Annotated in this window: 20 protein-coding genes and 1 riboswitch; of the genes, 19 read left to right on the top strand and 1 reads right to left on the bottom strand. The window is 42.7% G+C overall.

Annotation, left to right across the window (positions count from 1 at the left end):
• Positions 1–18: 18 nt before the first annotated feature.
• The 11 genes from V1502_RS15725 to V1502_RS15675 all read left to right on the top strand — a co-directional run bounded on the left by V1502_RS15725 (position 19) and on the right by V1502_RS15675 (position 15,449).
• Positions 19–2,376 carry an endonuclease MutS2 gene (locus tag V1502_RS15725; protein ID WP_409251572.1) on the top strand — a complete coding sequence of 786 codons (2,358 nt, stop codon included), beginning with the start codon at positions 19–21 and terminating at the stop codon, positions 2,374–2,376.
• A 232-nt stretch (positions 2,377–2,608) separates the two neighbouring features.
• Positions 2,609–3,016, top strand: coding sequence for a DUF350 domain-containing protein (locus V1502_RS15720; protein WP_409251571.1), 408 nt, complete (start codon positions 2,609–2,611; stop codon positions 3,014–3,016).
• Positions 3,017–3,447: 431 nt separating this feature from the next.
• A complete protein-coding gene (locus V1502_RS15715; RefSeq protein WP_409251570.1) occupies positions 3,448–5,145 on the top strand; it encodes a long-chain-fatty-acid--CoA ligase in 1,698 nt (565 codons plus the stop codon).
• Between the two features lie 188 nt (positions 5,146–5,333).
• On the top strand, positions 5,334–5,921 hold the full coding sequence (locus V1502_RS15710; protein ID WP_409251569.1) for a TetR/AcrR family transcriptional regulator: 588 nt from the start codon (positions 5,334–5,336) through the stop codon (positions 5,919–5,921).
• A 25-nt stretch (positions 5,922–5,946) separates the two neighbouring features.
• Positions 5,947–6,720: an enoyl-CoA hydratase gene (locus V1502_RS15705; RefSeq protein WP_409251568.1), complete on the top strand. Its 774-nt coding sequence runs from the start codon at positions 5,947–5,949 to the stop codon at positions 6,718–6,720.
• 105 nt (positions 6,721–6,825) lie between these two features.
• Positions 6,826–7,599: an electron transfer flavoprotein subunit beta/FixA family protein gene (locus V1502_RS15700; protein WP_409251567.1), complete on the top strand. Its 774-nt coding sequence runs from the start codon at positions 6,826–6,828 to the stop codon at positions 7,597–7,599.
• Positions 7,600–7,836: 237 nt separating this feature from the next.
• Positions 7,837–8,817 carry an electron transfer flavoprotein subunit alpha/FixB family protein gene (locus tag V1502_RS15695; protein ID WP_409251566.1) on the top strand — a complete coding sequence of 327 codons (981 nt, stop codon included), beginning with the start codon at positions 7,837–7,839 and terminating at the stop codon, positions 8,815–8,817.
• A gap of 159 nt (positions 8,818–8,976) precedes the next feature.
• Entirely contained in the window at positions 8,977–10,191 is a 1,215-nt protein-coding gene (locus V1502_RS15690) for an ISL3 family transposase (protein ID WP_409251383.1), read from the top strand.
• A 248-nt stretch (positions 10,192–10,439) separates the two neighbouring features.
• Complete coding sequence (gene trxA, locus V1502_RS15685; RefSeq protein WP_409251565.1) at positions 10,440–10,754, top strand: thioredoxin; 315 nt, start codon at positions 10,440–10,442, stop codon at positions 10,752–10,754.
• A 502-nt stretch (positions 10,755–11,256) separates the two neighbouring features.
• Positions 11,257–13,029: an excinuclease ABC subunit UvrC gene (gene uvrC / locus V1502_RS15680; RefSeq protein WP_409251564.1), complete on the top strand. Its 1,773-nt coding sequence runs from the start codon at positions 11,257–11,259 to the stop codon at positions 13,027–13,029.
• 713 nt (positions 13,030–13,742) lie between these two features.
• Positions 13,743–13,921: riboswitch (Lysine riboswitch) on the top strand.
• 283 nt (positions 13,922–14,204) lie between these two features.
• Positions 14,205–15,449 (top strand): aspartate kinase, encoded by a 1,245-nt coding sequence (locus V1502_RS15675; protein WP_409251563.1) that lies wholly within the window; start codon positions 14,205–14,207, stop codon positions 15,447–15,449.
• Between the two features lie 52 nt (positions 15,450–15,501).
• Here the strand turns inward: V1502_RS15675 and V1502_RS15670 are convergent, their stop codons facing one another.
• Complete coding sequence (locus V1502_RS15670; protein ID WP_409254369.1) at positions 15,502–15,912, bottom strand: YslB family protein; 411 nt, start codon at positions 15,910–15,912, stop codon at positions 15,502–15,504.
• A 537-nt stretch (positions 15,913–16,449) separates the two neighbouring features.
• On the opposite strand from V1502_RS15670, the gene V1502_RS15665 reads away from it, so the two are divergent.
• The 8 genes from V1502_RS15665 (at position 16,450) to racE (ending at position 22,739) form a co-directional block, all read left to right on the top strand.
• The gene (locus V1502_RS15665) at positions 16,450–17,058 is read left to right on the top strand and encodes a succinate dehydrogenase cytochrome b558 subunit (RefSeq protein WP_409251562.1); all 609 of its coding nucleotides are present in this window, start codon (positions 16,450–16,452) and stop codon (positions 17,056–17,058) included.
• A gap of 69 nt (positions 17,059–17,127) precedes the next feature.
• Positions 17,128–18,888: a succinate dehydrogenase flavoprotein subunit gene (gene sdhA, locus V1502_RS15660; protein WP_409251561.1), complete on the top strand. Its 1,761-nt coding sequence runs from the start codon at positions 17,128–17,130 to the stop codon at positions 18,886–18,888.
• 2 nt (positions 18,889–18,890) lie between these two features.
• Positions 18,891–19,655, top strand: coding sequence for a succinate dehydrogenase iron-sulfur subunit (gene sdhB, locus V1502_RS15655; RefSeq protein ID WP_409251560.1), 765 nt, complete (start codon positions 18,891–18,893; stop codon positions 19,653–19,655).
• 374 nt (positions 19,656–20,029) lie between these two features.
• A complete protein-coding gene (locus tag V1502_RS15650) occupies positions 20,030–20,413 on the top strand; it encodes a hypothetical protein (RefSeq protein WP_409251559.1) in 384 nt (127 codons plus the stop codon).
• Positions 20,407–20,877, top strand: a complete 471-nt coding sequence (locus tag V1502_RS15645; protein ID WP_409254368.1) for an acyl-CoA thioesterase — start codon at positions 20,407–20,409, stop codon at positions 20,875–20,877. Before V1502_RS15650 ends, V1502_RS15645 begins: the two co-directional genes overlap by 7 nt.
• A 195-nt stretch (positions 20,878–21,072) precedes the next feature.
• On the top strand, positions 21,073–21,297 hold the full coding sequence (locus V1502_RS15640; protein WP_006838260.1) for a helix-turn-helix domain-containing protein: 225 nt from the start codon (positions 21,073–21,075) through the stop codon (positions 21,295–21,297).
• A 185-nt stretch (positions 21,298–21,482) separates the two neighbouring features.
• Positions 21,483–21,923, top strand: a complete 441-nt coding sequence (locus V1502_RS15635) for a MarR family winged helix-turn-helix transcriptional regulator (RefSeq protein WP_409251558.1) — start codon at positions 21,483–21,485, stop codon at positions 21,921–21,923.
• A 15-nt stretch (positions 21,924–21,938) separates the two neighbouring features.
• On the top strand, positions 21,939–22,739 hold the full coding sequence (gene racE, locus V1502_RS15630) for a glutamate racemase (protein ID WP_409251557.1): 801 nt from the start codon (positions 21,939–21,941) through the stop codon (positions 22,737–22,739).
• Positions 22,740–22,764 lie beyond the last annotated feature (25 nt).

Raw genomic sequence — 22,764 nt, 5'->3', positions numbered from 1 at the left:
TAGGGAGGAGTATACTCCATGAATGAGAAAGTATTCAGGACTCTGGAATTTAATAAAGTTAAGGAACTTCTCGCGGGATTTGCCGCTTCTGCACTTGGCAGGGCGAAAGTCGATGGTCTTCAGCCTTCAATTTCCCTTGAAGAAGTTATTAGAATACAGGAAGAAACAGACGAAGCTGCCGGTATCCTAAGAATAAAAGGACATGCACCGCTGGGAGGGATATTTGATATCCGTCCCGCAGTCAAGCGTGCAACCATTGGCGGTATGCTGGGTCCGCAGGAATTTGTACAGACAGCGAGCACCATTCGTGCAAGCAGGCAATTCCGGCTGTTTATGGAAGACTTAGAGGAGGAAGAGATTGAACTGCCTATCTTAACTGAGAAAGTCGGTCAGATGGCTGTTTTGACTCCTCTAGAACACAAAATTAGAGCCGTAGTGGATGAAAATGGAGCAATTCTCGATTCTGCCAGTGATACATTAAGGCAAATCCGTTCTCAGATCAGGGCAAATGAAGGGCGTATCAGAGAGAAACTTGAAAGAATGATCCGCTCCAGCAATGCACAGAAAATGCTTTCGGATGCGATTATCACCATCCGGAATGACCGTTACGTTATCCCTGTTAAGCAGGAATACCGCGGCAATTACGGAGGAATCATCCACGATCAGTCCTCTTCAGGACAGACACTTTTCATAGAACCTGAAGTCATAGTGTCGCTGAATAATGCACTCCGTGAGCTGAAGCTGAAAGAAGGACAGGAGATTGAGAAAATCCTTACAGAACTGACCCTGGAAGTCAGTGCTTATTCAGAAGACTTATTGATGATTGTTTCAATTTTGGCTGATATCGATTTCATGTTTACGAAAGCGAAATATGGAAAATCCATCAAAGGGACAAAGCCTGAAATCAATGGAGATCAAGTGATAAAGCTGAACAGGGCCCGTCATCCCATGCTGCCCATCGATGAAGCCGTAGCCAATGATATTGAACTGGGGAAAGACTTCAGTTCCATCGTTATTACCGGTCCGAATACTGGCGGTAAAACGGTTACCCTGAAAACCATCGGCCTTTTGACATTGATGGCACAATCCGGGCTTCAGATCCCGGCATTGGATGGATCTGAAATGGGTGTGTTCCAAAATGTATATGCAGATATCGGTGACGAACAATCGATCGAGCAAAGCTTGAGTACTTTTTCTTCTCACATGGTGAACATTGTGGATATCCTCGGCAAGGTAGACCATGAAAGTCTGGTGCTTTTCGACGAACTTGGAGCGGGAACCGACCCGCAGGAAGGAGCCGCACTTGCCATCTCAATCCTGGATGAAGTGCACCAGCGGGGAGCTAAAGTCGTGGCCACTACCCACTATCCTGAATTGAAAGCGTATGGCTACAATCGTGATGGTGTCATCAACGCCAGTGTGGAGTTCGATGTAGAAACGCTGAGTCCTACTTATAAACTGTTGATTGGCGTTCCGGGACGAAGCAATGCATTCGAAATATCGAAGCGGTTAGGATTGGCCGACAGGGTGATTCAGCGTGCCAAGTCGCATATTGGGACGGACAGCAAAGAAATTGAAAACATGATTGCTTCCCTGGAAAAAAGCCGAAAAGATGCGGAATCAGATTATGATGAAGCTCATGAGCTCCTGAAACAGGCGGAGAAAATGCATAAGGATATGCAAAAGCAAATGATGGAGTTCTACGAGAAGCGGGACAGCTTATATGAAAAAGCTGAACTTAAAGCAGCACAAGTTGTTGAAAAAGCGAAAGAGGAAGCAGAAGGCGTAATCCGTGATCTGAGAAAAATGAGGCTTGAAAAAAGCGCAGAGGTCAAAGAACATGAACTGATTGAAGCAAGGAAGCGGATTGAAGGCGCAGCGCCGGAACTGGAAAAAAGCAAACCGCAGAAATCCAATGTAAATCAGAAGCGTGAATTGAAACCGGGTGATGAGGTGAAGGTTCTTTCATTTGATCAAAAGGGCCACCTGGTTGAAAGGGTTTCTAAAAATGAATGGCAGGTCCAAATGGGCATCATGAAAATGAAAGTCAAAGAATCAGATCTCCAATTCATTAAAACAGAGAAAAAAGTGGAGACCAAACCTCTTGCAACAGTAAAAGGTAAAGATTTTCACGTCGGATTGGAACTGGATCTCCGTGGTGAGCGCTTTGAAAACGCCCTTTCACGAGTGGAAAAGTATATCGATGATGCTTTATTGGCGGGTTACCCGAGAGTCTCCATCATCCACGGAAAAGGGACTGGTGCCTTAAGACAGGGTGTGCAGGAATATTTGAAAAACCACCGCTCAGTAAAAAGAGTCCGGCTTGGTGAAGCGGGTGAAGGCGGAACAGGTGTAAGTGTAGTAGAATTCAAGTGATGGTCATCGTTGGTTTCAACGGAGCGGGAATTTGAACATAACCTCTTTCTGAAAGATTTAACATCCCATTCTTAGAAGCAGCATAAAGGAACCTCTTTTGGAAAGTGTGTGATTTAGAAACAAAATATGTCTCAAATGAAAGTAATGTTTTTGATTGAAAAATCAATTAACTGCTTATACAAAGCAGGAAATTTTAATGGAATAGTGAAAAAAAGCTAAAGGGAGTTTCGGGATGGAGAACTTTTGGGAAAATGAATTTATTCAGACAGCAGGTTATTACAGTGTTGTCATACTGTTCCTGGTTCTGTTTCTTTCTATTTTTGAACTTGTCACGAAATATAAGAATTGGGAAGAAATCAAAGATGGAAACCTTGCAGTGGCCATGGCAACAGGAGGGAAGATTTTCGGAATTGCAAACATCTTCAGGCATTCGATTGCAGAAAATGATACGTTATTGACCACTATCGGCTGGGGAGTTTTTGGGTTCATTCTGCTCCTGTTCGGATATTTTATTTATGAGTTTTTGACCCCGAAGTTTAAAATTGATGATGAAATTGAAAAAGACAACCGGGCCGTGGGCTTTATTTCCCTAGTCATATCAGTTGGCCTGTCCTATGTCATAGGGGCAGGCATCTCATAAGGAGAGAGAAATGGAAACATTAGCAAAAGTATTATTGGGCCTTTGTGCCGGATTTATCATAGTAGGCATCTTGTATCTGGTCTTTTTTGTATAATGCTCTTATGGTAAGTATTGCTGCTGTTAGAATGAAATAGGTGAATTCCGCTCCAGGTGCGTGACTCCGAGGGGGTGGATAACGTTCCAGCGGGTAGTATCAACCAGTCGTAAGTAAACACATCCAGAATTGTTAGTGCAACAAGCAGCAATCTTATTGAAAATAGACTTGAGTATAAAACAATAGACAGCAAATCAGGAGCGGTGCACTTCCGCTTCTTTTTTGTGCATGCAAATCTCCTGTGCATTAAATTCGATTGTAACAGGTGTAGAGATATACTATAATAGTGTAAAGTATTATAATTTTCTAACAATTATTAAAGGGGGGGGAATTTATTATGGAAAGACCTTGGCTTGAACTGTATCCAGAGGAAATTAAGAAAGAGCTCGACTATACCCCGGCACCGCTGCAGGATTATCTAACGCAAGCAGCGGAACTCTATCCTGAAAAATGTGCCATTCATTTTATGGGCAAGGAAATTAAGTATAATGAACTTTATGACTCTGCTCTGAAGTTTGCCAATTATCTGAAGACCCTGGGTGTGGAAAAAGGAGACCGGGTGGCAATCATGCTGCCGAATACGCCACAGTCTGTCATTGGCTACTATGGAATTCTTTATGCCGGAGGAGTTGTGGTTCAAACCAATCCACTTTACATGGAAAGGGAAATAGAATACCAGATGAATGACTCTGGTGCGAGAGTGATTCTAACAATGGATATTCTCTTTCCAAGAGTCACAAAAGTTATGAAGGAAACTTCGCTTCAGCATGTAATTGTAACCGCTATCAAAGAGTATCTTCCTTTCCCGAAAAATCTGATTTACCCGTTTATCCAGAAGAAGCAATATGGAATTGTCGTGAAAGTGGAGCCATCTGATCAATTCCATTTATTCACGGATATCATGAAAACGGCTGATAATAAATCGATTGAAATTCCGTTTGACTTTGAAGAAGATTTAGCATTGCTCCAATACACAGGCGGAACAACAGGTTTCCCAAAAGGGGTCATGCTCACCCATAAAAACCTTGTGTCAAATGCGTCAATGTGTGATGCGTGGCTTTATAAGTGTAAAAAGGGAGAAGAAATTATGTTAGGGATACTCCCGTTTTTCCACGTGTATGGGATGACGGCCGTTATGATTCTTTCTGTCATGCAGGGATATAAAATGGTATTGCTGCCTAAGTTTGATCCGGAAACGACACTGAAGACGATTCAAAAACAAAAACCGACTTTGTTTCCAGGAGCTCCGACTATTTATATCGGGTTATTAAATCACCCTGACCTAAAGAAATATGATTTGTCTTCCATCGATTCTTGTCTCAGTGGTTCCGCGCCGCTTCCGGTTGAAGTCCAGGAAAGATTTGAGGAAGTTACCGGCGGGAAGCTTGTAGAAGGCTATGGCCTTACTGAATCTTCACCAGTCACGCATGCCAATTTCCTGTGGGACCGGGAACGGATAAAAGGAAGTATCGGCATTCCGTGGCCTGACACTGATGCTGCTGTGTTCTCGATGGAAACAGGGGAAAAACTGCCGCCAAATGAAATTGGAGAGATTTGGGTGAAAGGTCCACAAGTCATGAAAGGGTATTGGAACAGGCCTGAAGAAACTGAGATGACCCTGAGGGATGGCTGGCTTCTTACAGGAGATTTGGGCTACATGGATGAAAAAGGTTACTTTTACGTAGTAGACCGCAAAAAGGATATGATCATAGCGGGAGGTTTCAATATTTATCCAAGGGAGATTGAAGAGGTCCTATATGAACATCCGGATATTCAGGAAGTTGTAGCTGCCGGAATCCCCGACCCTTATCGCGGAGAGACGGTGAAAGCATATGTTGTACTAAAGGAACATTCATCAATCACGGAAGAAGAATTGGATGCTTTTGCAAGAAAGCACCTTGCTGCATATAAAGTTCCGAGATTATATGAATTCAGGGATGAGCTTCCAAAAACTGCCGTAGGAAAAATTTTGAGAAGGGCACTGGTTGATGAAGAGAAGAAAAAGTTAGAAGAAAAGGACGAGAAACTCGGCTGATTATAGTTGGAAAACAATGAGTTTCATGTCAGAATAGAAAATGGAAAAAGACTTTCGGGCTGCCATCCGGCCTTTCTTTTTGTCCGGGGCTGGGACAAGGATATTGTACTTGACTTTTTTTCTCAAGCATTTTATCATAAAAATATGAATGAATAGTCATTCATTATTTTAAAGAGGCAGGGCATAACATGAAAAGAGACAAACCGAAATATAAACAGATTATTGATGCCGCTGTAGTGGTGATTGCCGAAAACGGATATCATCAGGCACAGGTTTCAAGAATAGCAAAACAGGCCGGAGTGGCAGATGGAACCATTTATCTATATTTCAAAAACAAAGAAGATATATTGATTTCACTGTTCCGTGAGAAGATGGGAATGTTTGTTGAAAAAATTGAAGAAGTTATTGCAGGAAAACGAACTGCGGCGGAGAAGTTATTAGTGATGATTGAAAATCATTGTAAAATCTTGTCGGAAGATCACCATCTGGCCATTGTCACCCAATTGGAGTTAAGGCAGTCCAATAAGGATATCCGCTTAAAGGTCAATGAAGTATTGAAAGGATACCTTACAGTGATTGACAAGATCCTGGCTGAAGGAATTAATTCGGGGGAATTTTCTTCCGAACTTGATACCCGCCTGGCACGTCAGATGATCTTCGGTACAATTGATGAGATGCTTACAAACTGGGTCATGAATGAGCAAAAGTATGACCTGTCAGCACAAGTTCCTGCTATACATAAACTGCTGCTCAACGGGTGCGGTTCCGGGAACTAAAGTTTTGCGTAAGGAGGAAGTCTAGATGCAGTATTTACATTACGAGATTGAAAACCAGACAGCAATCGTTACAATCCAGCGTCCGCCTGCGAATGCCCTGGCCAGTGATTTGATCATTGAGCTGGACGGGCTGATGGATGAACTGGAGAATAACGAAGACGCAAGGGTCATTTTGCTGCACGGCGAGGGCAGGTTCTTTTCTGCCGGCGCCGATATCAAGGAATTTACCAAAGTAGAGAGCGGAGAGGACTTTTCAAAGCTTTCAAAAAGAGGCCAGGATCTCTTTGAACGAATGGAAAACTTCCCTAAACCGATTATTGCGGCTATTCACGGTGCTGCATTGGGTGGCGGCCTTGAACTTGCAATGGGATGCCATATTCGCATTGTCGGCGAGAATGCGAAGCTGGGTCTGCCGGAATTGCAGCTTGGATTGGTGCCAGGATTTGCCGGTTCCCAAAGGCTTGCGAAATTTGTCGGCTCAGCAAAAGCGTCGGAAATGCTGTTGACAAGCGAACCGATAAGCGGGAAGGAAGCAGTTCAATGGGGATTGGCTAATAGAGCATATCCTGACGAAGAAGTTCTTGACCATGCAAAGAAACTGGCGTTCAGTATAGCCAGGAAGAGTCCAGTGGCAATGAAAGCAGCTTTGGAACTTCTTAGTTATACTAAACATGAGCGGTTCTATGAGGGAGTTAAACGGGAAGCTGAACTCTTTGGAGAAGTCTTCATGTCTGAGGATGGCCAGGAAGGAATCAAAGCGTTCATCGAAAAGCGTACACCTGAATTCAAGGGTAAGTAAAATGGGATTCCCAGCTTAACCTTGAGACCAGGAAAAAATTTTGCGGTGAATTTTCTCAATCTTTTTAAACAATTGAAAGTTTGAAATTTTAGGAGGGAACTAGAAATGAACATCTATGTACTTATGAAAAGGACTTTCGATACTGAAGAAAAAATCAGTATTTCAAACGGACAAATCAGTGAAGACGGTGCAGAATTCATTATCAATCCTTATGATGAGTATGCGATTGAAGAAGCTATCCAGGTACGTGACGAGCATGGAGGCGAGATCACTGTTGTAACCGTAGGCGGCGAAGAGGGTGAGAAACAGCTTCGAACTGCTTTAGCAATGGGAGCTGATAAGGCTGTCTTGATCAATACAGAGGACGATGTGGAAAATGGTGACCAATTTACGACTGCCAAAGTTCTATCTGAATTTCTTAAGGATAAGGAAGCAGATCTTATCCTGGCAGGTAATGTAGCGATTGACGGAGGATCAGGGCAAGTTGGACCACGTGTAGCTGAACAGTTGAATATCCCGTACGTTACAACCATCACAAGCCTTGAAATCAATGGAGACACAGTAACAGTCGTCCGCGATGTGGAAGGTGATTCCGAAACAATCGAAACATCCCTTCCGTTATTGGTAACAGCACAGCAAGGGCTGAACGAACCAAGATACCCTTCTTTGCCTGGTATCATGAAAGCTAAGAAAAAACCTTTGGATGAAATTGAAATAGATGATTTAGACCTTGAAGAAGAAGATGTTGAGGCGAAAACAAAAACGATTGAAATCTTCCTGCCGCCTGAGAAGGAAGCGGGCAAAATTCTTGAAGGCGAGCTTGATGATCAAGTGAAAGAACTTGTCGAGCTTCTTCACACGCAAGCCAAAGTCGTTTAATAAACAGCTGTTTTCGTATAGGTTGTTGCTTCCGTAAAAATCCCAAGTGCTGGATTTTTTTCCGGAATACAAAGGCTTTTTCTTTGAAAAGAGAGCAGCTCTTTTCTTGCACTTACCACGAAATATCCTGGTAAGCAGGGTAAAGTCTTTTGAAATTCTATTTGAGGAGCAACAAAGTCTAAGAAAAGAGCCTGATAAATACAATCAACAGATCATTCACTCAGGAGGTAATCTAACATGGCAAGAAAAGTATTGGTACTTGGTGAAGTACGCGATAATGCATTAAGAAACGTTTCCTTTGAAGCAATTGCTGCAGGTAAAACAGTTGCAGAGGGCGGAGAAGTAGTCGGAGTTTTATTGGGCAGTTCTGTAAGCGCTTTAGGTAATGAGTTGATTCAGTACGGAGCTGACCGCGTCGTTGTGGTCGAAGACGAAAAATTGGACCAATACACTTCAGATGGTTACTCTCAAGCATTGATGGCCGTTATCGACCAAGAAAGTCCAGAAGGAATCATTTTCGGCCACACAGCTTTAGGAAAAGATCTGTCACCTAAAATTGCAAGTAAATTAGGTTCAGGGTTAATTTCAGATGCAACCGCATTGGAAGAAGCAGGCGGAAACCTTGTGTTTACCCGTCCAATTTACTCTGGTAAAGCATTTGAAAAGAAAATCGTTACAGACGGCCTGATCTTTGCAACAATTCGTCCTAATAACATTGATCCTCTTGAAAAAGATGAGTCCAGAAGCGGTGATGTAAGTTCTGTATCTGCTGAGATTAAAGACCTTCGCACCATCATTAAGGACGTTGTCCGCAAAGCAAGTGAGGGTGTAGACCTTTCCGAAGCAAAAGTTGTAATTGCCGGCGGACGCGGAGTAAAGAGTGAGGATGGTTTCGAACCATTAAAAGAATTGGCTGATGTTCTGGGTGGAGCTGTAGGAGCTTCCCGCGGGGCGTGTGATGCAGACTACTGTGATTACTCTTTGCAAATCGGACAGACGGGTAAAGTTGTAACACCGGATTTATACATTGCCTGCGGTATCTCTGGTGCAATTCAGCACTTGGCAGGAATGTCGAATTCAAAAGTAATCGTTGCGATCAACAAAGATCCTGAGGCAAACATTTTCAACGTAGCTGATTATGGAATTGTTGGAGATTTGTTTGAAGTGGTCCCGATGCTGACTGAAGAATTCAAGAAATTAAAAGTATCCTCTTCCTAACATGAAAAAAGCAGCTGTTCAAAAGAGGAGCTGCTAATTTTTTTGGCTCTATTATATTTGTTGGGGTGGGTCTTTTAAGGCAAAAAAATACACGCAAGCTCCTATATCTTTTACACTTGAGTTGACTAGAAACAAGCAAAAGATAGGAGTTGCGTGTAAATGCATTTTAACATGGTTTTACCTGGATTAGAAGGGGTTAGGATTTCAAAGGCTGAGGAAGTGGGGGAGGCTTTCCATCTCCATATTGAATTGCCAAAAAGAAAGCATAAGTGCCCATCCTGTAAAAACTGGACCTGCAGGGTCCACGACTATCGGCTTCAAAAGATTCAACACCTTAAGCTATTTGAACGGACATCTTATTTGTTCTACCGCAAACGTAGGTACAGTTGCCCTTGTGGTAAACGTTTTGCGGAAGACAATACGTTTGTTCAACGTTATCAAAGACATACACTTGAGTGGAATCAAGCCTTAGGTCTTCGAGTGATTCAGGGAAAGAACTTTAAAGATACAGCGCGCCAGTTCCGCACTTCTCAAGCTACAGTCATACGACGTTTTGATCAAATTTCCGCCTCCCGTCTAAAAGAGGTTGAAAAGCTCCCGTCTGTCATCGCTATTGATGAGTATAAAGGGGATACAAATGAGGGGAAATATCAGCTCATTATTGCGGATGGGAAGACCAGAGAGCCTTTGGACATTCTCCCTAACCGCTCAGTCACAACTATAAAGAACTACCTGCGTGAAAAAGGTTCAAACGTGAAAGTAGTCGTCATGGATATGAGTCACGCTTTTAAATCTGCGGTAAGAAAAGCTCTGGGAACTCCTATCATTGTGGCCGATAGATTTCACTTTTCCCGTTATATACACTGGGCTCTAGAACGTGTGAGAAGGCGAGTACAGAAAGAGTTTCATGCGTATGACCGTAAAAAGTGTAAGAGAATGAAGCACATTTTCCACAAGCCTTATGAACAGCTAAATGATAGGCAAATCTGGTACCTGGAACGATACCTTGGACTTTCTGAAGAGCTGCGTACGGCGTATGCGTTGAAGGAGTCTTACAGATTGTGGTTTGAAGAAGGGAAAAAGCTTGGACCTTCAGCACCCGAAAAGGTTAAAGAGGGTTTGTACAGTTTTTACCGTAAGGTCGAAAACGCAGGGTTAAAGGAATTTCAACAAGCTATCCAGACCCTGAAAAACTGGCAAGTAGAAATTCTAAACAGCTTTGCGTTCGGTTATAATAACGGTTTTATCGAGGGATTGAATAACCAAACTAAAGTAATAAAAAGGAATGCGTTTGGTTTTAGACGTTATGATCGCTTTAGACTTCGAGTGTTATTGCATCATCAATACAAGTTAAAGGAAATTCATGTTGGTTAAGGAGTAGGAGCAAGCACTCCTACCCCAACATTTGACGTAGAACCATTTTTTTCAGGAAGATTGCACATTCCCTTAAGCGGGTAATACTATAATATACCGCCTGAAATTCAGCTGGCCCCCTTGACCCTGAAAGCTTGAATAAACCAAGGGAAACAGGGTAAATTACCTGCGAGGCATATTTATAGCATCATCAAAAAATCGATGATATACTGACGGTAACTTTGAAAGAAAATTGGAGGCGAATATAAATGGCTATTACACATGCTACAGATCAAACTTTCCAAAACGAAGTAAGTTCAGGTTTAGTACTTGCAGATTTCTGGGCGCCTTGGTGCGGACCTTGTAAAATGATTGCACCGGTACTGGAAGAGCTTGATTCCGATATGGGCGATAAAGTGAAAATCGTTAAAGTCGATGTTGACGAAAACCAAGAAACAGCAGGAAACTACGGTGTTATGAGCATCCCGACACTAGTGGTTCTTAAAGACGGAGAAGTGGTTGACAAAGTCATCGGCTTCCAGCCTAAAGAAGCACTTGCTGAAATGCTGAACAAACACGCATAATTTTTTAAAAAAGGAAACGGGCCGTTTGGTTCGTTTCTTTTTTTATGTAGAGAGATTTGGGGCTCTACTGGATAGGCTGATCCGGTTGAGGGCGTATTATGAGGCGCCTGCACCTATAGTGGGACGAATTTTAATCTTATGAAAGCGTCATGGGACACCTTAATCAAAATTAAGGAGGAAATTTGGTCTTATGAAGGCGTCATGAGGCCACCTGATCTAAATGAAGGACTAAATATGGTCTTATGAAAGCTTTATGAGGCACTCAAACCCAAATAGAGGGCTACAACAGGTCTTATCAATCAGTCATTAGACACTCAGATCCTCATCGAGGGTGAATTTTAGCCAAACAAGAAACGACTCCTCCTTAAGGACAATTCAAGTATTGCAATCTTTTCCAAAGGGTCGCCAGTTGACCTTATTCGACTGATTGCCTATGATTATTGAAGAAGTTTTACTGTATTCCGTTCATTTAAGTAAAGGAAGCCGCAGGGGGTGAGTGTAAATGAACGAGATTATTTCTAATAAACTGGCACTGCTTCCGGATCAGCCCGGATGCTACCTGATGAAGGACAGGCAGGGGACTGTCATTTATGTGGGGAAGGCAAAAGTGCTGAAAAATCGGGTGAGGTCTTATTTTACTGGATCTCATGATGGCAAAACGCAAAGACTCGTCGGCGAGATTGAGGATTTTGAATATATCGTTACATCTTCCAACCTGGAAGCTTTGATTCTTGAATTGAATCTGATCAAGAAACATGACCCTAAATATAATGTCATGCTGAAGGATGATAAGAGCTATCCTTTTATCAAATTGACAGCTGAACGGCACCCAAGGCTTATCATTACCCGAAATGTAAGGAAAGATAAAGGTAAGTATTTTGGGCCTTACCCTAATGCCGGGGCAGCGAACGAAACAAAAAAGCTGCTCGACAGAATTTATCCGCTGAGAAAATGCGAGAACCTGCCTGACAGGGTGTGTCTGTATTATCATTTGGGCCAATGCCTTGCTCCGTGTGTGAAAGAAGTTGAGCCTGAGACATACAAAAAACTGACAGATGAAATATCGCGTTTTCTTAATGGCGGTTATAAGGATATCAAAAAAGATCTTAATGAAAAGATGGCCGCAGCTGCAGAAAATCTGGAGTTTGAACGAGCAAAAGAATTCAGAGATCAAATTCAGCATATTGAAGCAACAATGGAAAAGCAGACAATGACTATGACTGACTTCACCGACAGAGACATTTTCGGATATGCTGTTGATAAAGGCTGGATGTGTGTCCAGGTGTTTTTTATCCGCCAAGGAAAGCTGATTGAACGAGATGTGTCCCTGTTCCCGATTTATGATGAACCTGCTGAGGAATTTTTGACGTTTATCGGGCAGTTTTATTCGAAAGCCAACCACTTCAAACCAAAAGAAATCAACCTTCCAGAAGGTATTGATGAGGTAATCGTTTCAGAACTCCTGGATGTCAGAACAACTCAGCCTAAAAAAGGACAAAAGAAGCATCTGGTACAGTTGGCGGGTAAAAATGCAGAGATCGCACTTAAGGAAAAATTCGCATTGATTGAAAGAGATGAAGAAAGAACGGTCCTTGCCGTCGATAAACTTGGTGAGGCAATGGGCATCTATACACCTCACCGAATTGAAGCCTTTGACAACTCTAATATTCAAGGAACCGATCCGGTATCGGCAATGATTGTATTTCTTGACGGGAAACCGGAAAAGAAGGAATACCGTAAGTATAAAATCAAGTCAGTCAAAGGTCCTGATGACTATGACTCCATGCGTGAAGTCGTCAGGCGGAGATACACAAGGGTACTTAAAGAAGGGCTCCCGCTCCCGGATTTAATCATTATAGACGGAGGGAAAGGGCAGATTGGTGCTGCAAAGGAAGTGCTGGAACTGGAATTGAATCTCGATATTCCTGTTGCCGGACTTGCGAAGGATGACAAACACCAGACATCAGAACTGCTGTATGGTGACCCGTTAGAAATTGTCCCTTTGGAAAAAAGGAGCCAGGAGTTCTATCTTTTGCAGAGGATCCAGGACGAAGTACACAGGTTTGCAATTACTTTCCACAGACAGCTGCGCGGCAAAACAGCCTTTTCATCCATGCTTGATGAAGTAAGCGGGATTGGTCCGAAACGAAAAAAACAGCTGCTGAAAACATTTGGTTCCATGAAGAAAATGAAAGAAGCTTCTCTCGAGGACCTGACAGAAGCGGGTCTGCCAAAGGCGGCTGCGGAAGAATTGATGCAGAAACTGAAGGAATAAATCATTGACACTCTGTCTTACACGGCAGGGTGTTCTTAGTAGGGGAAGGCTGGCATTTCCAGAGTGAGTTGTTAGATAGCCAAAAGGACATGGTGTCCCAAATAAGTCATTCTTCAAACATACATGAAAAGAGTAACCAGTGGGAATGATGCTGTAAAAGAGTCAAGATTCTTACATGAAAAGAGTAACCAAGTGGGAATGATGCTGTAAAAGAATCAGGATTCATACATGAAATGAGCACCCAAGCAGAAATGGTGCTGTAAAAGAGTCGCGATTCATACGTGAAACGAGCACCCAAGCAGAAATGGTGCCGTAAAAGAGTCAGGATTCATACATGAAACAAGTAACCAGTGGGAAATGATGCTGTAAAAGAGTCAAGATGCATACATGAAACGAGCACCCAAGCAGAAATGATGCTGTAAAAGAGTCAGGATTCATACATGAAACGAGCACCCAAGCAGAAATCATGCAGGAAAAAATGCGTTTTTCCCCCACCTAACAAGATCACCTTTAGAAATCATCTTGTACAAGAGGGAATCCTCACACATACAACGAGTAACCATAATGCTGTGAAAGAGTAACAACAGCTAGCAACTGGTCAGCCGTAAAGAATGTCGTCAAAAAGATCGCTCAATACCAGAAATTTATAATTGTCACCTCTTTTAATGTGTGTTAAAATGAATAAAAATTTTATAAATTATCACTTTTATACAAGTGGTGATAGAGGTGCGAACTTTCATCAGTAGATGCTTCGAGGAGTATGGGCTCTTGTGACGGGTATTGAAAGGGGAATTCGCCGAAGCGGCAGCGGACTCATATCTGCTTACGCTGGTTCTGTGTTTAAGAGATGCAGGATTGTCAAGATTAACAGTCTTGGAGAGCTATCTCACGTGGAACCTGCATATTTGCGATTTCACAGGCAATGAGATACTGTCTCATTGCCTTTTTTATTGAGGTTTGTTTTTCGTGGTGACCGTTATTCTTGAACTTATACTTAAATAGGTTGTTCAAAAAGTCCGGGGAAAAATAGCTCGTGAATTCTTCGTCACCTTGCTGTCCGCTCCTCGTAAAGATATACACACAGGTGATCACAGCTTCACTTTCCTTGAATAAACGGCTCTTTTTGAACACGCACTTAAAGTACACTAACTTGATAAGGAAATGAGGACGAGAATGTGGGACTGATTGTTCAGAAATTTGGAGGTACCTCTGTCGGAGATATCGAGAGAATCAAAAATGTTGCCGGCCGTGTCATTGATGAGAAAAAGCAAGGCAACGATGTTGTGGTGGTTGTATCGGCGATGGGAAAAACGACGGACGGGCTCGTAGACTTAGCGTTTCAAGCTTCGGCTAAGCCAAGCAAACGGGAAATGGATATGATCCTGACGACCGGGGAACAAATTACCATTTCGCTTCTGACCATGGCGCTTCAGGGAATGGGATACGATGCTGTATCCATGACTGGCTGGCAGGCAGGAATACAAACGGAGAGCATTCATGGAAACGCCAGGATTACGAATATTAATACGGATAAAATCAATGATAATCTTTCGGAAAACCGGATCGTTGTTGTAGCCGGGTTCCAAGGTCTGGCTGAAAATGGAGAAATTACGACGCTAGGACGTGGAGGATCGGATACGACAGCTGTTGCGCTTGCAGCTGCACTTAAAGCAGAAAGGTGCGACATATATACCGATGTAGATGGCGTGTATACTTCTGACCCGCGTTACGTAAAAAGTGCCCGGAAGCTTGCTTCGGTAGCTTACGATGAAATGCTGGAATTGGCTAACCTTGGTGCCGGTGTGCTTCATCCACGGGCGGTTGAGTTTGCTAAAAACTATGGTGTCCCACTGGTGGTAAGGTCAAGTATGGAAAGATTGGAAGGAACAATTATTGAGGAGGAAGTATCGATGGAAACAGGTTTGATTGTTCGGGGAGTAGCATTTGAAGAAGAAATTATCAGGATGACAGTATTAGGGCTTCAAAATGAAATCACAAGCCTTTCATCGATTTTCACGACTCTTGCTCAAAACCATATCAATGTAGATATCATCATTCAAAGTAAAACAGAAACAGACAGCATCAATCTTTCTTTTTCGATCAAAAGAAATGATTTAGAGGAAGCGATAGAGGTACTTCAGAACAACAGGGAAGAACTGGGCTTCAGTAGTATTGAACATGAGAGCGGCCTTGCGAAGGTGTCTATTGTTGGATCTGGCATGATTTCAAATCCGGGTGTTGCGGCACAGATGTTTGAAGTGCTGGCTAAAAATGAAATTCCTATCAAAATGGTAAGCACATCAGAGATCAAGGTGTCAGCAGTCGTTGATGAAACTCAAATGCTTAAGGCAGCAGAAGTACTTCATACCGAATTCAATCTTGATAAAACAGAGAAACCTCAAAAAGTTTCAATGAAATAGTAAAGGAAAAAAGCTCCCCTGATCCCAGGGGAGCTTTTCCATTGCCTGCTACCTACTCTATTTTATCTTTTAGGTCACTGCGGACAATAATCTTGATCGTCTTTGACCTCCTGTGGATTTCTTCCGCCGCTTCGGTGACCGCTTTTTTTTGTGACTGAACTTGTTCGGCAAGGAAACCAGCTTCCATCTTGAAAGAAATATCCGTTTTAAGAGTCAATCTTCTCTCAATGAATGGTCCTGACAAGGTGAAGATCTGTTCATCTTTTTTTTCTTCGGTGAGGCTCAGTTTACCCCATCCCGCTTCAAGGAAAAAACCTTCCATTTCCTCAAGGGAGACAAGCGGAAACTTCCTGGCAAGGCTTTTGCCGCCCCAATATAAAATGTCTGTCGTATGCTTGCCCAGAATCTCAGGGAGCAGTATGTCCCTCATTAATTCATATCCAAACAGGGGGACAGCTTCCATTTCCCCATTATTTTGATCTTTGCTGCTTTCCAAAAGTAATCCCCTCTTTCTATATGGCTCTCTTCCTGCACATTTGTAAGAGAGTTATTATCTGATTATTTTCCACTGATTAGCAAAGATATTCATGATATTTCTGCCTTTTTTAATTTCTACCAGTGCATTCACAATCTTCTATTAATCTATTATAAACAAGGTGAGGTCAAAATATAAATCGCTAAAACAAAAATAGGAAAGATGGAATGTTTTATCGACATAATGATTATTTTCGTGACCGTCATTTGGATTTCTTGCAAACAGTGAATCAGTTCCCTTTTTTTGTTGTTTGTTAGTAAAAGGTATATTATCAATATATTAAAAATATTTTTGCGGTATCACTGAATTTTATGTATACGTTTTCTTGACGCACCTCCTACATGGGAGTAAAATGAACATGTCACATTTTTGTTATAATATGAAAATTTGCAGAAGGTTTATACCTTGAATAGTATTGTTGAAATTTATTTTATGCATTTTTTCATCACTAAGGGGGGTATATCATTGGCTGGAAATCGAGAGTTCAATTATCGCAGGCTTCATTCATTGCTAGGTGTTATTCCAGTAGGGATATTCTTAATTCAGCACTTAGTAGTCAACCACTTCGCAACAAGAGGCGAAGAAGCATTTAACGATGCAGCACACTTTATGGAGAGTCTACCTTTCCGGATCGTACTTGAAACATTCATTATCTTTCTTCCATTGTTGTTCCACGCTATTTATGGTTTATATATAGCCTTTACAGCAAAGAACAATGTAAGCAGATATGGTTATTTCCGTAACTGGATGTTCCTTCTTCAACGTATATCCGGTGTCATCACGTTGATCTTCATCACGTGGCATGTATGGGAAACGCGGGTAGCAGCTGCATTTGGAGCAGAAGTGAACTATCAAATGATGGAGAACATTCTTTCAAATCCATTTATGATGGGCTTCTATATTGTCGGCGTTATCTCTACTATCTTCCACTTTGCTAACGGTTTGTGGTCTTTCCTTGTGAGCTGGGGAATCACAGTATCTCCTCGTTCTCAAGTAATCGCTACTTACGTTACAATCGGAATTTTCGTTGCTCTTTCCGTCGTCGGAATCAGAGCACTATATGCTTTTGTATAATTCACCATTCTATTAATTAGATATTACTAGACTCGATAGGTATTTTTGGAGGAAAAGGAGTGAGTCTCGATGAGTAAAGGAAAAATCATCGTTGTCGGCGGCGGTTTGGCCGGCTTGATGGCTACAATAAAAGCAGCAGAAGCAGGAGCGCCGGTAGATTTATTTTCATTAGTGCCTGTTAAGCGTTCTCACTCTGTTTGTGCACAAGGTGGAATAAACGGTGCGGTAAACACTAAAGGGGAAGGGGATTCTCCTTGGGAACACTTTGATGACACGGTATACGGAGGGGACTTCCTTGCGAATCAGCCTCCTGTTAAAGCAATGACAGAAGCTGCGCCGGGAATCATCCACCTGCTTGACCGTATGGGAGTTATGTTCAACCGTACCCCGGAAGGATTATTGGACTTCCGCCGCTTCGGTGGAACACAGCATCACCGTACAGCATTCGCTGGTGCTACAACTGGACAGCAGCTGTTATATGCACTTGATGAACAGGTTCGCCGTCATGAAGTGGCAGGGCTTGTCAATAAGTATGAGGGCTGGGAATTCCTTGGTACCATCATTGATGATGAGGGAGTTGCCCGTGGTATTGTTGCGCAGGACCTTAAAACAATGGAAATCAAGGCATTTCCTGCGGATGCGGTCATCATGGCGACAGGAGGTCCTGGAATCATCTTTGGTAAATCCACGAACTCTGTCATCAATACGGGATCGGCTGCATCGATCGTTTATCAGCAAGGTGCATACTATGCAAACGGAGAATTCATCCAAATTCACCCAACAGCGATTCCGGGGGACGACAAGCTTCGTCTCATGAGTGAATCTGCACGTGGTGAAGGTGGACGTGTTTGGACTTACAAAGACGGTAAACCTTGGTACTTCCTTGAGGAAAAATATCCTGCATACGGAAACTTTGTACCGCGTGATATCGCAACCCGTGAGATCTTCGACGTGTGCGTTAACCAGAAGCTTGGTATCAATGGAGAAAATATGGTGTACCTGGATCTTTCCCACAAGGATCCTAAAGAGCTGGACATCAAGCTTGGCGGCATCATTGAAATCTATGAAAAATTCATGGGCGACGATCCTCGCAAGGTCCCTATGAAAATCTTCCCTGCTGTTCACTACTCTATGGGTGGATTATGGGTAGATTACGATCAAATGACGAACATCCCAGGCTTGTTCGCTGCTGGTGAATGTGATTATTCTCAGCACGGTGGTAACCGACTTGGAGCTAACTCCCTGCTTTCTGCGATCTATGGCGGAATGGTAGCGGGTCCAAACGCAATCAAGTACATGAATGGACTTGAAAAGAGCGTGGATGAGCTTCCTTCTTCCTTATTTGATCGCTATGTTCAGCAGGAAGAAGAAAAATGGAACGAAATCATCTCTATGGATGGAACAGAGAATGCGTATGTTATCCATAAAGAGCTTGGTGAGTGGATGACGGATAACGTAACGGTTGTTCGTTACAATGACAAACTTAAGGAAACAGATAACAAGATCCTTGAATTGATGGAGCGTTATAAAAATATTAATATCAATGATACTCAAAAATGGAGCAACCAGGGTGCAATGTTCACTCGCCAGCTGGGCAACATGCTTCAGCTTGCTCGTGTCATCACAATCGGTGCCTTGAACCGTGATGAAAGCCGTGGTGCCCATTACAAACCGGACTTCCCGGATCGTAATGACGAGGACTTCTTGAAGACAACAATGGCGAAGTACAATGCTGAAACCAATACACCAGAATTCCATTACGAAGAGGTAGACACATCGTTGATCCCGCCGCGTAAGCGCGACTACACTAAGAAAAAAGGGGGTAAATAAAGATGAGTGAAAATAAAACAGTCCGCTTTATCATTACTCGTCAAGACAGCCCTGACACTGATTCCTACACGGAAGAATTTGAATTGGCGTACCGCCCGAACATGAACGTTATTTCTGCATTGATGGAAATACGCAGAAATCCTGTGAATGTCAAAGGTGAGAAAACAACTCCTGTTAACTGGGATATGAACTGTTTGGAAGAGGTTTGCGGAGCATGTTCCATGGTCATCAACGGAAAGCCGCGTCAATCATGTACGGCACTAGTTGATAAATTGGAGCAGCCAATCCGTTTGGCTCCAATGAAGACTTTCCCTGTGGTTCGTGACCTGATCGTTGATCGCAGCAGAATGTTCGATTCACTGAAAAAGGTTAAAGCCTGGGTGCCAATCGATGGAACGTATGACCTTGGACCGGGGCCTCGTATGCCTGAGAAAAAACGTCAATGGGCCTATGAGCTTTCTAAGTGCATGACTTGTGGTGTTTGTCTTGAAGCTTGTCCAAACGTGAATTCTAAATCCGACTTCATCGGGCCAGCCCCGCTTTCACAAGTCCGCTTGTTCAATGCGCATCCAACAGGAGCGATGAACAAAGACGAGCGTCTGGAAACAATCATGGGAGACGGAGGACTTGCCAATTGTGGTAACTCTCAGAACTGTGTTCAATCATGTCCTAAGGGAATTCCTTTGACAACGTCAATTGCAGCCCTGAATCGTGATACTTCTTTCCAAATGTTCAAGAACTTCTTCGGAAGCGACAATATGGTTTGATTCTTATCAGAAAATCCGCAGGCTGTTTGCCTGCGGATTTTCTTATTTTTTTAGGAATTCATTTGAGATGAAAAGCTGTTGCTTTGTACCTTGGAAATAGAATAGAGATCAGAGGAACTGATAGAAGGCAAGGACATCCTTGGCCAGGTAAGCGAAGGTCATGAAAGTGGAGAAAACCAGAAATGATGTTCCTCGCCCGGAAAGCGGGGGTCATGAAAGTGGAGAAAATCAGAAATGATGTCCCTCGCTCGGGAAGCGAGGGACGCGAAAGTGGAGAAAACCAGAAATGATGTACCTCGCCCAGAAAGCGAAGGTCATGAAAGTGGAGAAAACCAGAAATGATGTCCCTCGCTCGGAAAGCGGGGGTCATGAAAGTGGAGAAACCAAAAATGATGTACCTCGCTAGGGAAGCGAGGGTCATGAAAGTGGAGAAAACCAAAAATGAAGTCCCTCGCTACGAAAGCGGACCACAAAAAGTCCAGAGCGCGCTGCTGTTACCAGCTATGCAATCAGCCGTGAAGATAAAACAACTTACTGGTGTTGCAACACAGCATGAACCCCTCCCCGCACTAACATATCCACCACCTTCAGGAGTACAGTATAAATTGAACATAAAATTCCTTTCTTCTTCCATCAGAAAAATATATAATAGTAAGAAAAGAATGAACATTCATTCAGTTTCGTTCGATCCATCTGTACCGCTAAGCGGTCAAAACACATTTATATCAAGGGAATGTATAGGAGGGGCAAAATTATGAGGATTACATATATTGAGGATATGGAACAATGGAAAAATCAATTCGACTTTTTTATTGAGATAAAAGTCAGGTTTTCCGAAACCGATATGTTTGGGCATTTAAACAATACCGTTCCATTTACGTATTTCGAAGAAGCAAGAATTGAATTTTTTAAGAGCAAAGGATTCATGCAGGACTGGGTGAAGCAGGAGAATGAAACGATTCCGGTAGTAGCCGACCTTCAATGTGATTTTTTAAAGCAGGTATTTTTCGATCAAACCATACGGGTATATGTGAACGCAAACAAGATTGGTTCATCCTCAGTAGATCTTCATTATATGGGTATGGATGAACGGGATAGAGTCTGCTTTACTGGCAGAGGAACAATGGTGCAGATTTCAAGGAAGACAGGGAAGGGAGTACCTTGGACGGAAGGTATGAAGTCAAAGTTGTCAAATGCCGGAAAATTAACCAATAGTTGTTGAATAATCACAGCATGCAGGCTTCGTGAAGGTTAGCTGGAAACGGAATGTCTGTATTTAAAAATATCCTTGCCTATTTTGCTATTTAACGCCTCCTCCATGTCACTCTACACCAATGGTTCACATATGATATCGTGACGACCGACAATACCCATCCCCGCGGTTTAAAGCTGGCGAAGGCAAGGAGGGTTACCATAATTGAAGGACAATGAATTTACACACAAACCGTTGCTTACCAAAAGAGAAAAAGAAGTGTTCGAGCTGTTGGTCCAGGACAAAACGACTAAAGAAATCGCTGGTGAACTTTTCATCAGTGAGAAAACAGTTCGGAACCACATTTCCAACGCCATGCAAAAGCTTGGAGTGAAGGGGCGTTCTCAAGCTGTTGTTGAGCTTCTTCGCATGGGGGAACTCAAGCTTTAAAGATAACCGGCTGCCTTAAGAGGACAGCCGGTTTTAATTTATGTTCTTTCATTTCATATAAAAATATCTCCAAAACTTACTTAAGAAGGCAATTACCTATAAAAGTTACTTGAAAAATGTCGAAAAAAAGGCGACAATGCTAAGTATATAACTCGTACGAAAAGGTATTGATAGGAGTGGCTTGAATGGATAACCAAACGCAGGATATGGAAATCTTTGCTGATATCGAAAAAGATTTGCGTTACATATCATCAATTATTAAACAAAAAGGAAGAGAAATTTTAAATCAGTATACCATTACACCTCCGCAATTTGTTGCATTGCAATGGCTGTTTGAAGGCGGGGATATGACCATTGGGGAATTATCAAATAAAATGTACCTGGCTTGCAGCACAACTACTGACCTTGTGGACAGGATGGAAAAGACAGAATTGGTAGAAAGAGTGAAAGATAATAAAGATCGCAGGGTAGTCAGGATTCATCTCCTGCAAGAAGGGGAAAGGATCATTGAAGAGGTAATTGAAAAAAGACAGCAATACCTCCAGGAAATACTCAAGAACTTCTCTGGTGAAGAGATCAAAATGCTGAATGCCAATCTATCTAAATTACATCAAGAAATGAAATGAAAATGAGGGAGATTTGTGAATCAACCTATTGGAATTATTGACTCAGGAGTGGGAGGACTGACAGTGGCCAAGGAAGTCATGCGCCAGCTCCCAAATGAGACGATCTTTTATTTAGGCGATACCGCCCGCTGCCCATATGGACCGAGAACTGCAGAGGAAGTAAAAAAGTTTACATGGGAGATGGCGGCTTTCTTAATGAACTACAATATTAAGATGCTGGTGATCGCCTGTAATACGGCGACGGCAGTCGTGTTGGAAGAACTTCAAGAAATGCTTCCAATTCCGGTTGTAGGGGTCATCCAACCGGGAGCAAGAGCAGCCCTGAAACACAGCTTAAATGGCAGGATTGGTGTATTAGGGACTGAAGGGACAGTTAAATCCAAGGCCTATGACAAAGCCATACATTCTATTAATGATGCAATAGAGGTTACGTCCCTGGCCTGCCCTAAATTTGTGCCGCTGGTTGAGAGCGGTGAATATGAAAGTAAATGGGCAGTGGACATCGTCAATGAGACACTCGTGAATATGAGGAAGGAACCGATTGATACTCTGATCCTTGGATGTACTCATTATCCACTGCTTCAGCCAATTGTCCAAAAAGTTATGGGACAAGAGGTAAAGGTCATTAATTCGGGGGATGAGACAGCACGAGAAGTGAGTGCCATCCTGGATTATCAGGGAATGTTGAATAAAAAGAAGGTCACACCTCAGCACACATTTTTTACAACCGGTTCCGCTCGGATTTTCTCGAAAATCGCGCTGGATTGGCTGCAGTTGAAACAGATAGAAACCAAAACCATTCTTCTCGGGGACTGATCCCAGAGAAGGATGGTTTTTTGGA

This window comes from Rossellomorea sedimentorum (genome assembly GCF_046237645.1).
In the GTDB taxonomy this organism is placed as follows: domain Bacteria; phylum Bacillota; class Bacilli; order Bacillales; family Bacillaceae_B; genus Rossellomorea; species Rossellomorea sedimentorum.
The sequence above is the reverse complement of the archived record's forward strand: the minus strand, read 5'-3'. Positions and strand labels throughout refer to the sequence as shown.

Coding starts and splice junctions, on each gene's coding strand:
- V1502_RS15725 (WP_409251572.1), top strand. CDS start 19: ATGAATGAGAAAGTATTCAGGACTCTGGAATTTAATAAAGTTAAGGAA.
- V1502_RS15720 (WP_409251571.1), top strand. CDS start 2,609: ATGGAGAACTTTTGGGAAAATGAATTTATTCAGACAGCAGGTTATTAC.
- V1502_RS15715 (WP_409251570.1), top strand. CDS start 3,448: ATGGAAAGACCTTGGCTTGAACTGTATCCAGAGGAAATTAAGAAAGAG.
- V1502_RS15710 (WP_409251569.1), top strand. CDS start 5,334: ATGAAAAGAGACAAACCGAAATATAAACAGATTATTGATGCCGCTGTA.
- V1502_RS15705 (WP_409251568.1), top strand. CDS start 5,947: ATGCAGTATTTACATTACGAGATTGAAAACCAGACAGCAATCGTTACA.
- V1502_RS15700 (WP_409251567.1), top strand. CDS start 6,826: ATGAACATCTATGTACTTATGAAAAGGACTTTCGATACTGAAGAAAAA.
- V1502_RS15695 (WP_409251566.1), top strand. CDS start 7,837: ATGGCAAGAAAAGTATTGGTACTTGGTGAAGTACGCGATAATGCATTA.
- V1502_RS15690 (WP_409251383.1), top strand. CDS start 8,977: ATGCATTTTAACATGGTTTTACCTGGATTAGAAGGGGTTAGGATTTCA.
- trxA (WP_409251565.1), top strand. CDS start 10,440: ATGGCTATTACACATGCTACAGATCAAACTTTCCAAAACGAAGTAAGT.
- uvrC (WP_409251564.1), top strand. CDS start 11,257: ATGAACGAGATTATTTCTAATAAACTGGCACTGCTTCCGGATCAGCCC.
- V1502_RS15670 (WP_409254369.1), bottom strand. CDS start 15,912: ATGGAAGCTGTCCCCCTGTTTGGATATGAATTAATGAGGGACATACTG.
- sdhA (WP_409251561.1), top strand. CDS start 17,128: ATGAGTAAAGGAAAAATCATCGTTGTCGGCGGCGGTTTGGCCGGCTTG.
- sdhB (WP_409251560.1), top strand. CDS start 18,891: ATGAGTGAAAATAAAACAGTCCGCTTTATCATTACTCGTCAAGACAGC.
- V1502_RS15635 (WP_409251558.1), top strand. CDS start 21,483: ATGGATAACCAAACGCAGGATATGGAAATCTTTGCTGATATCGAAAAA.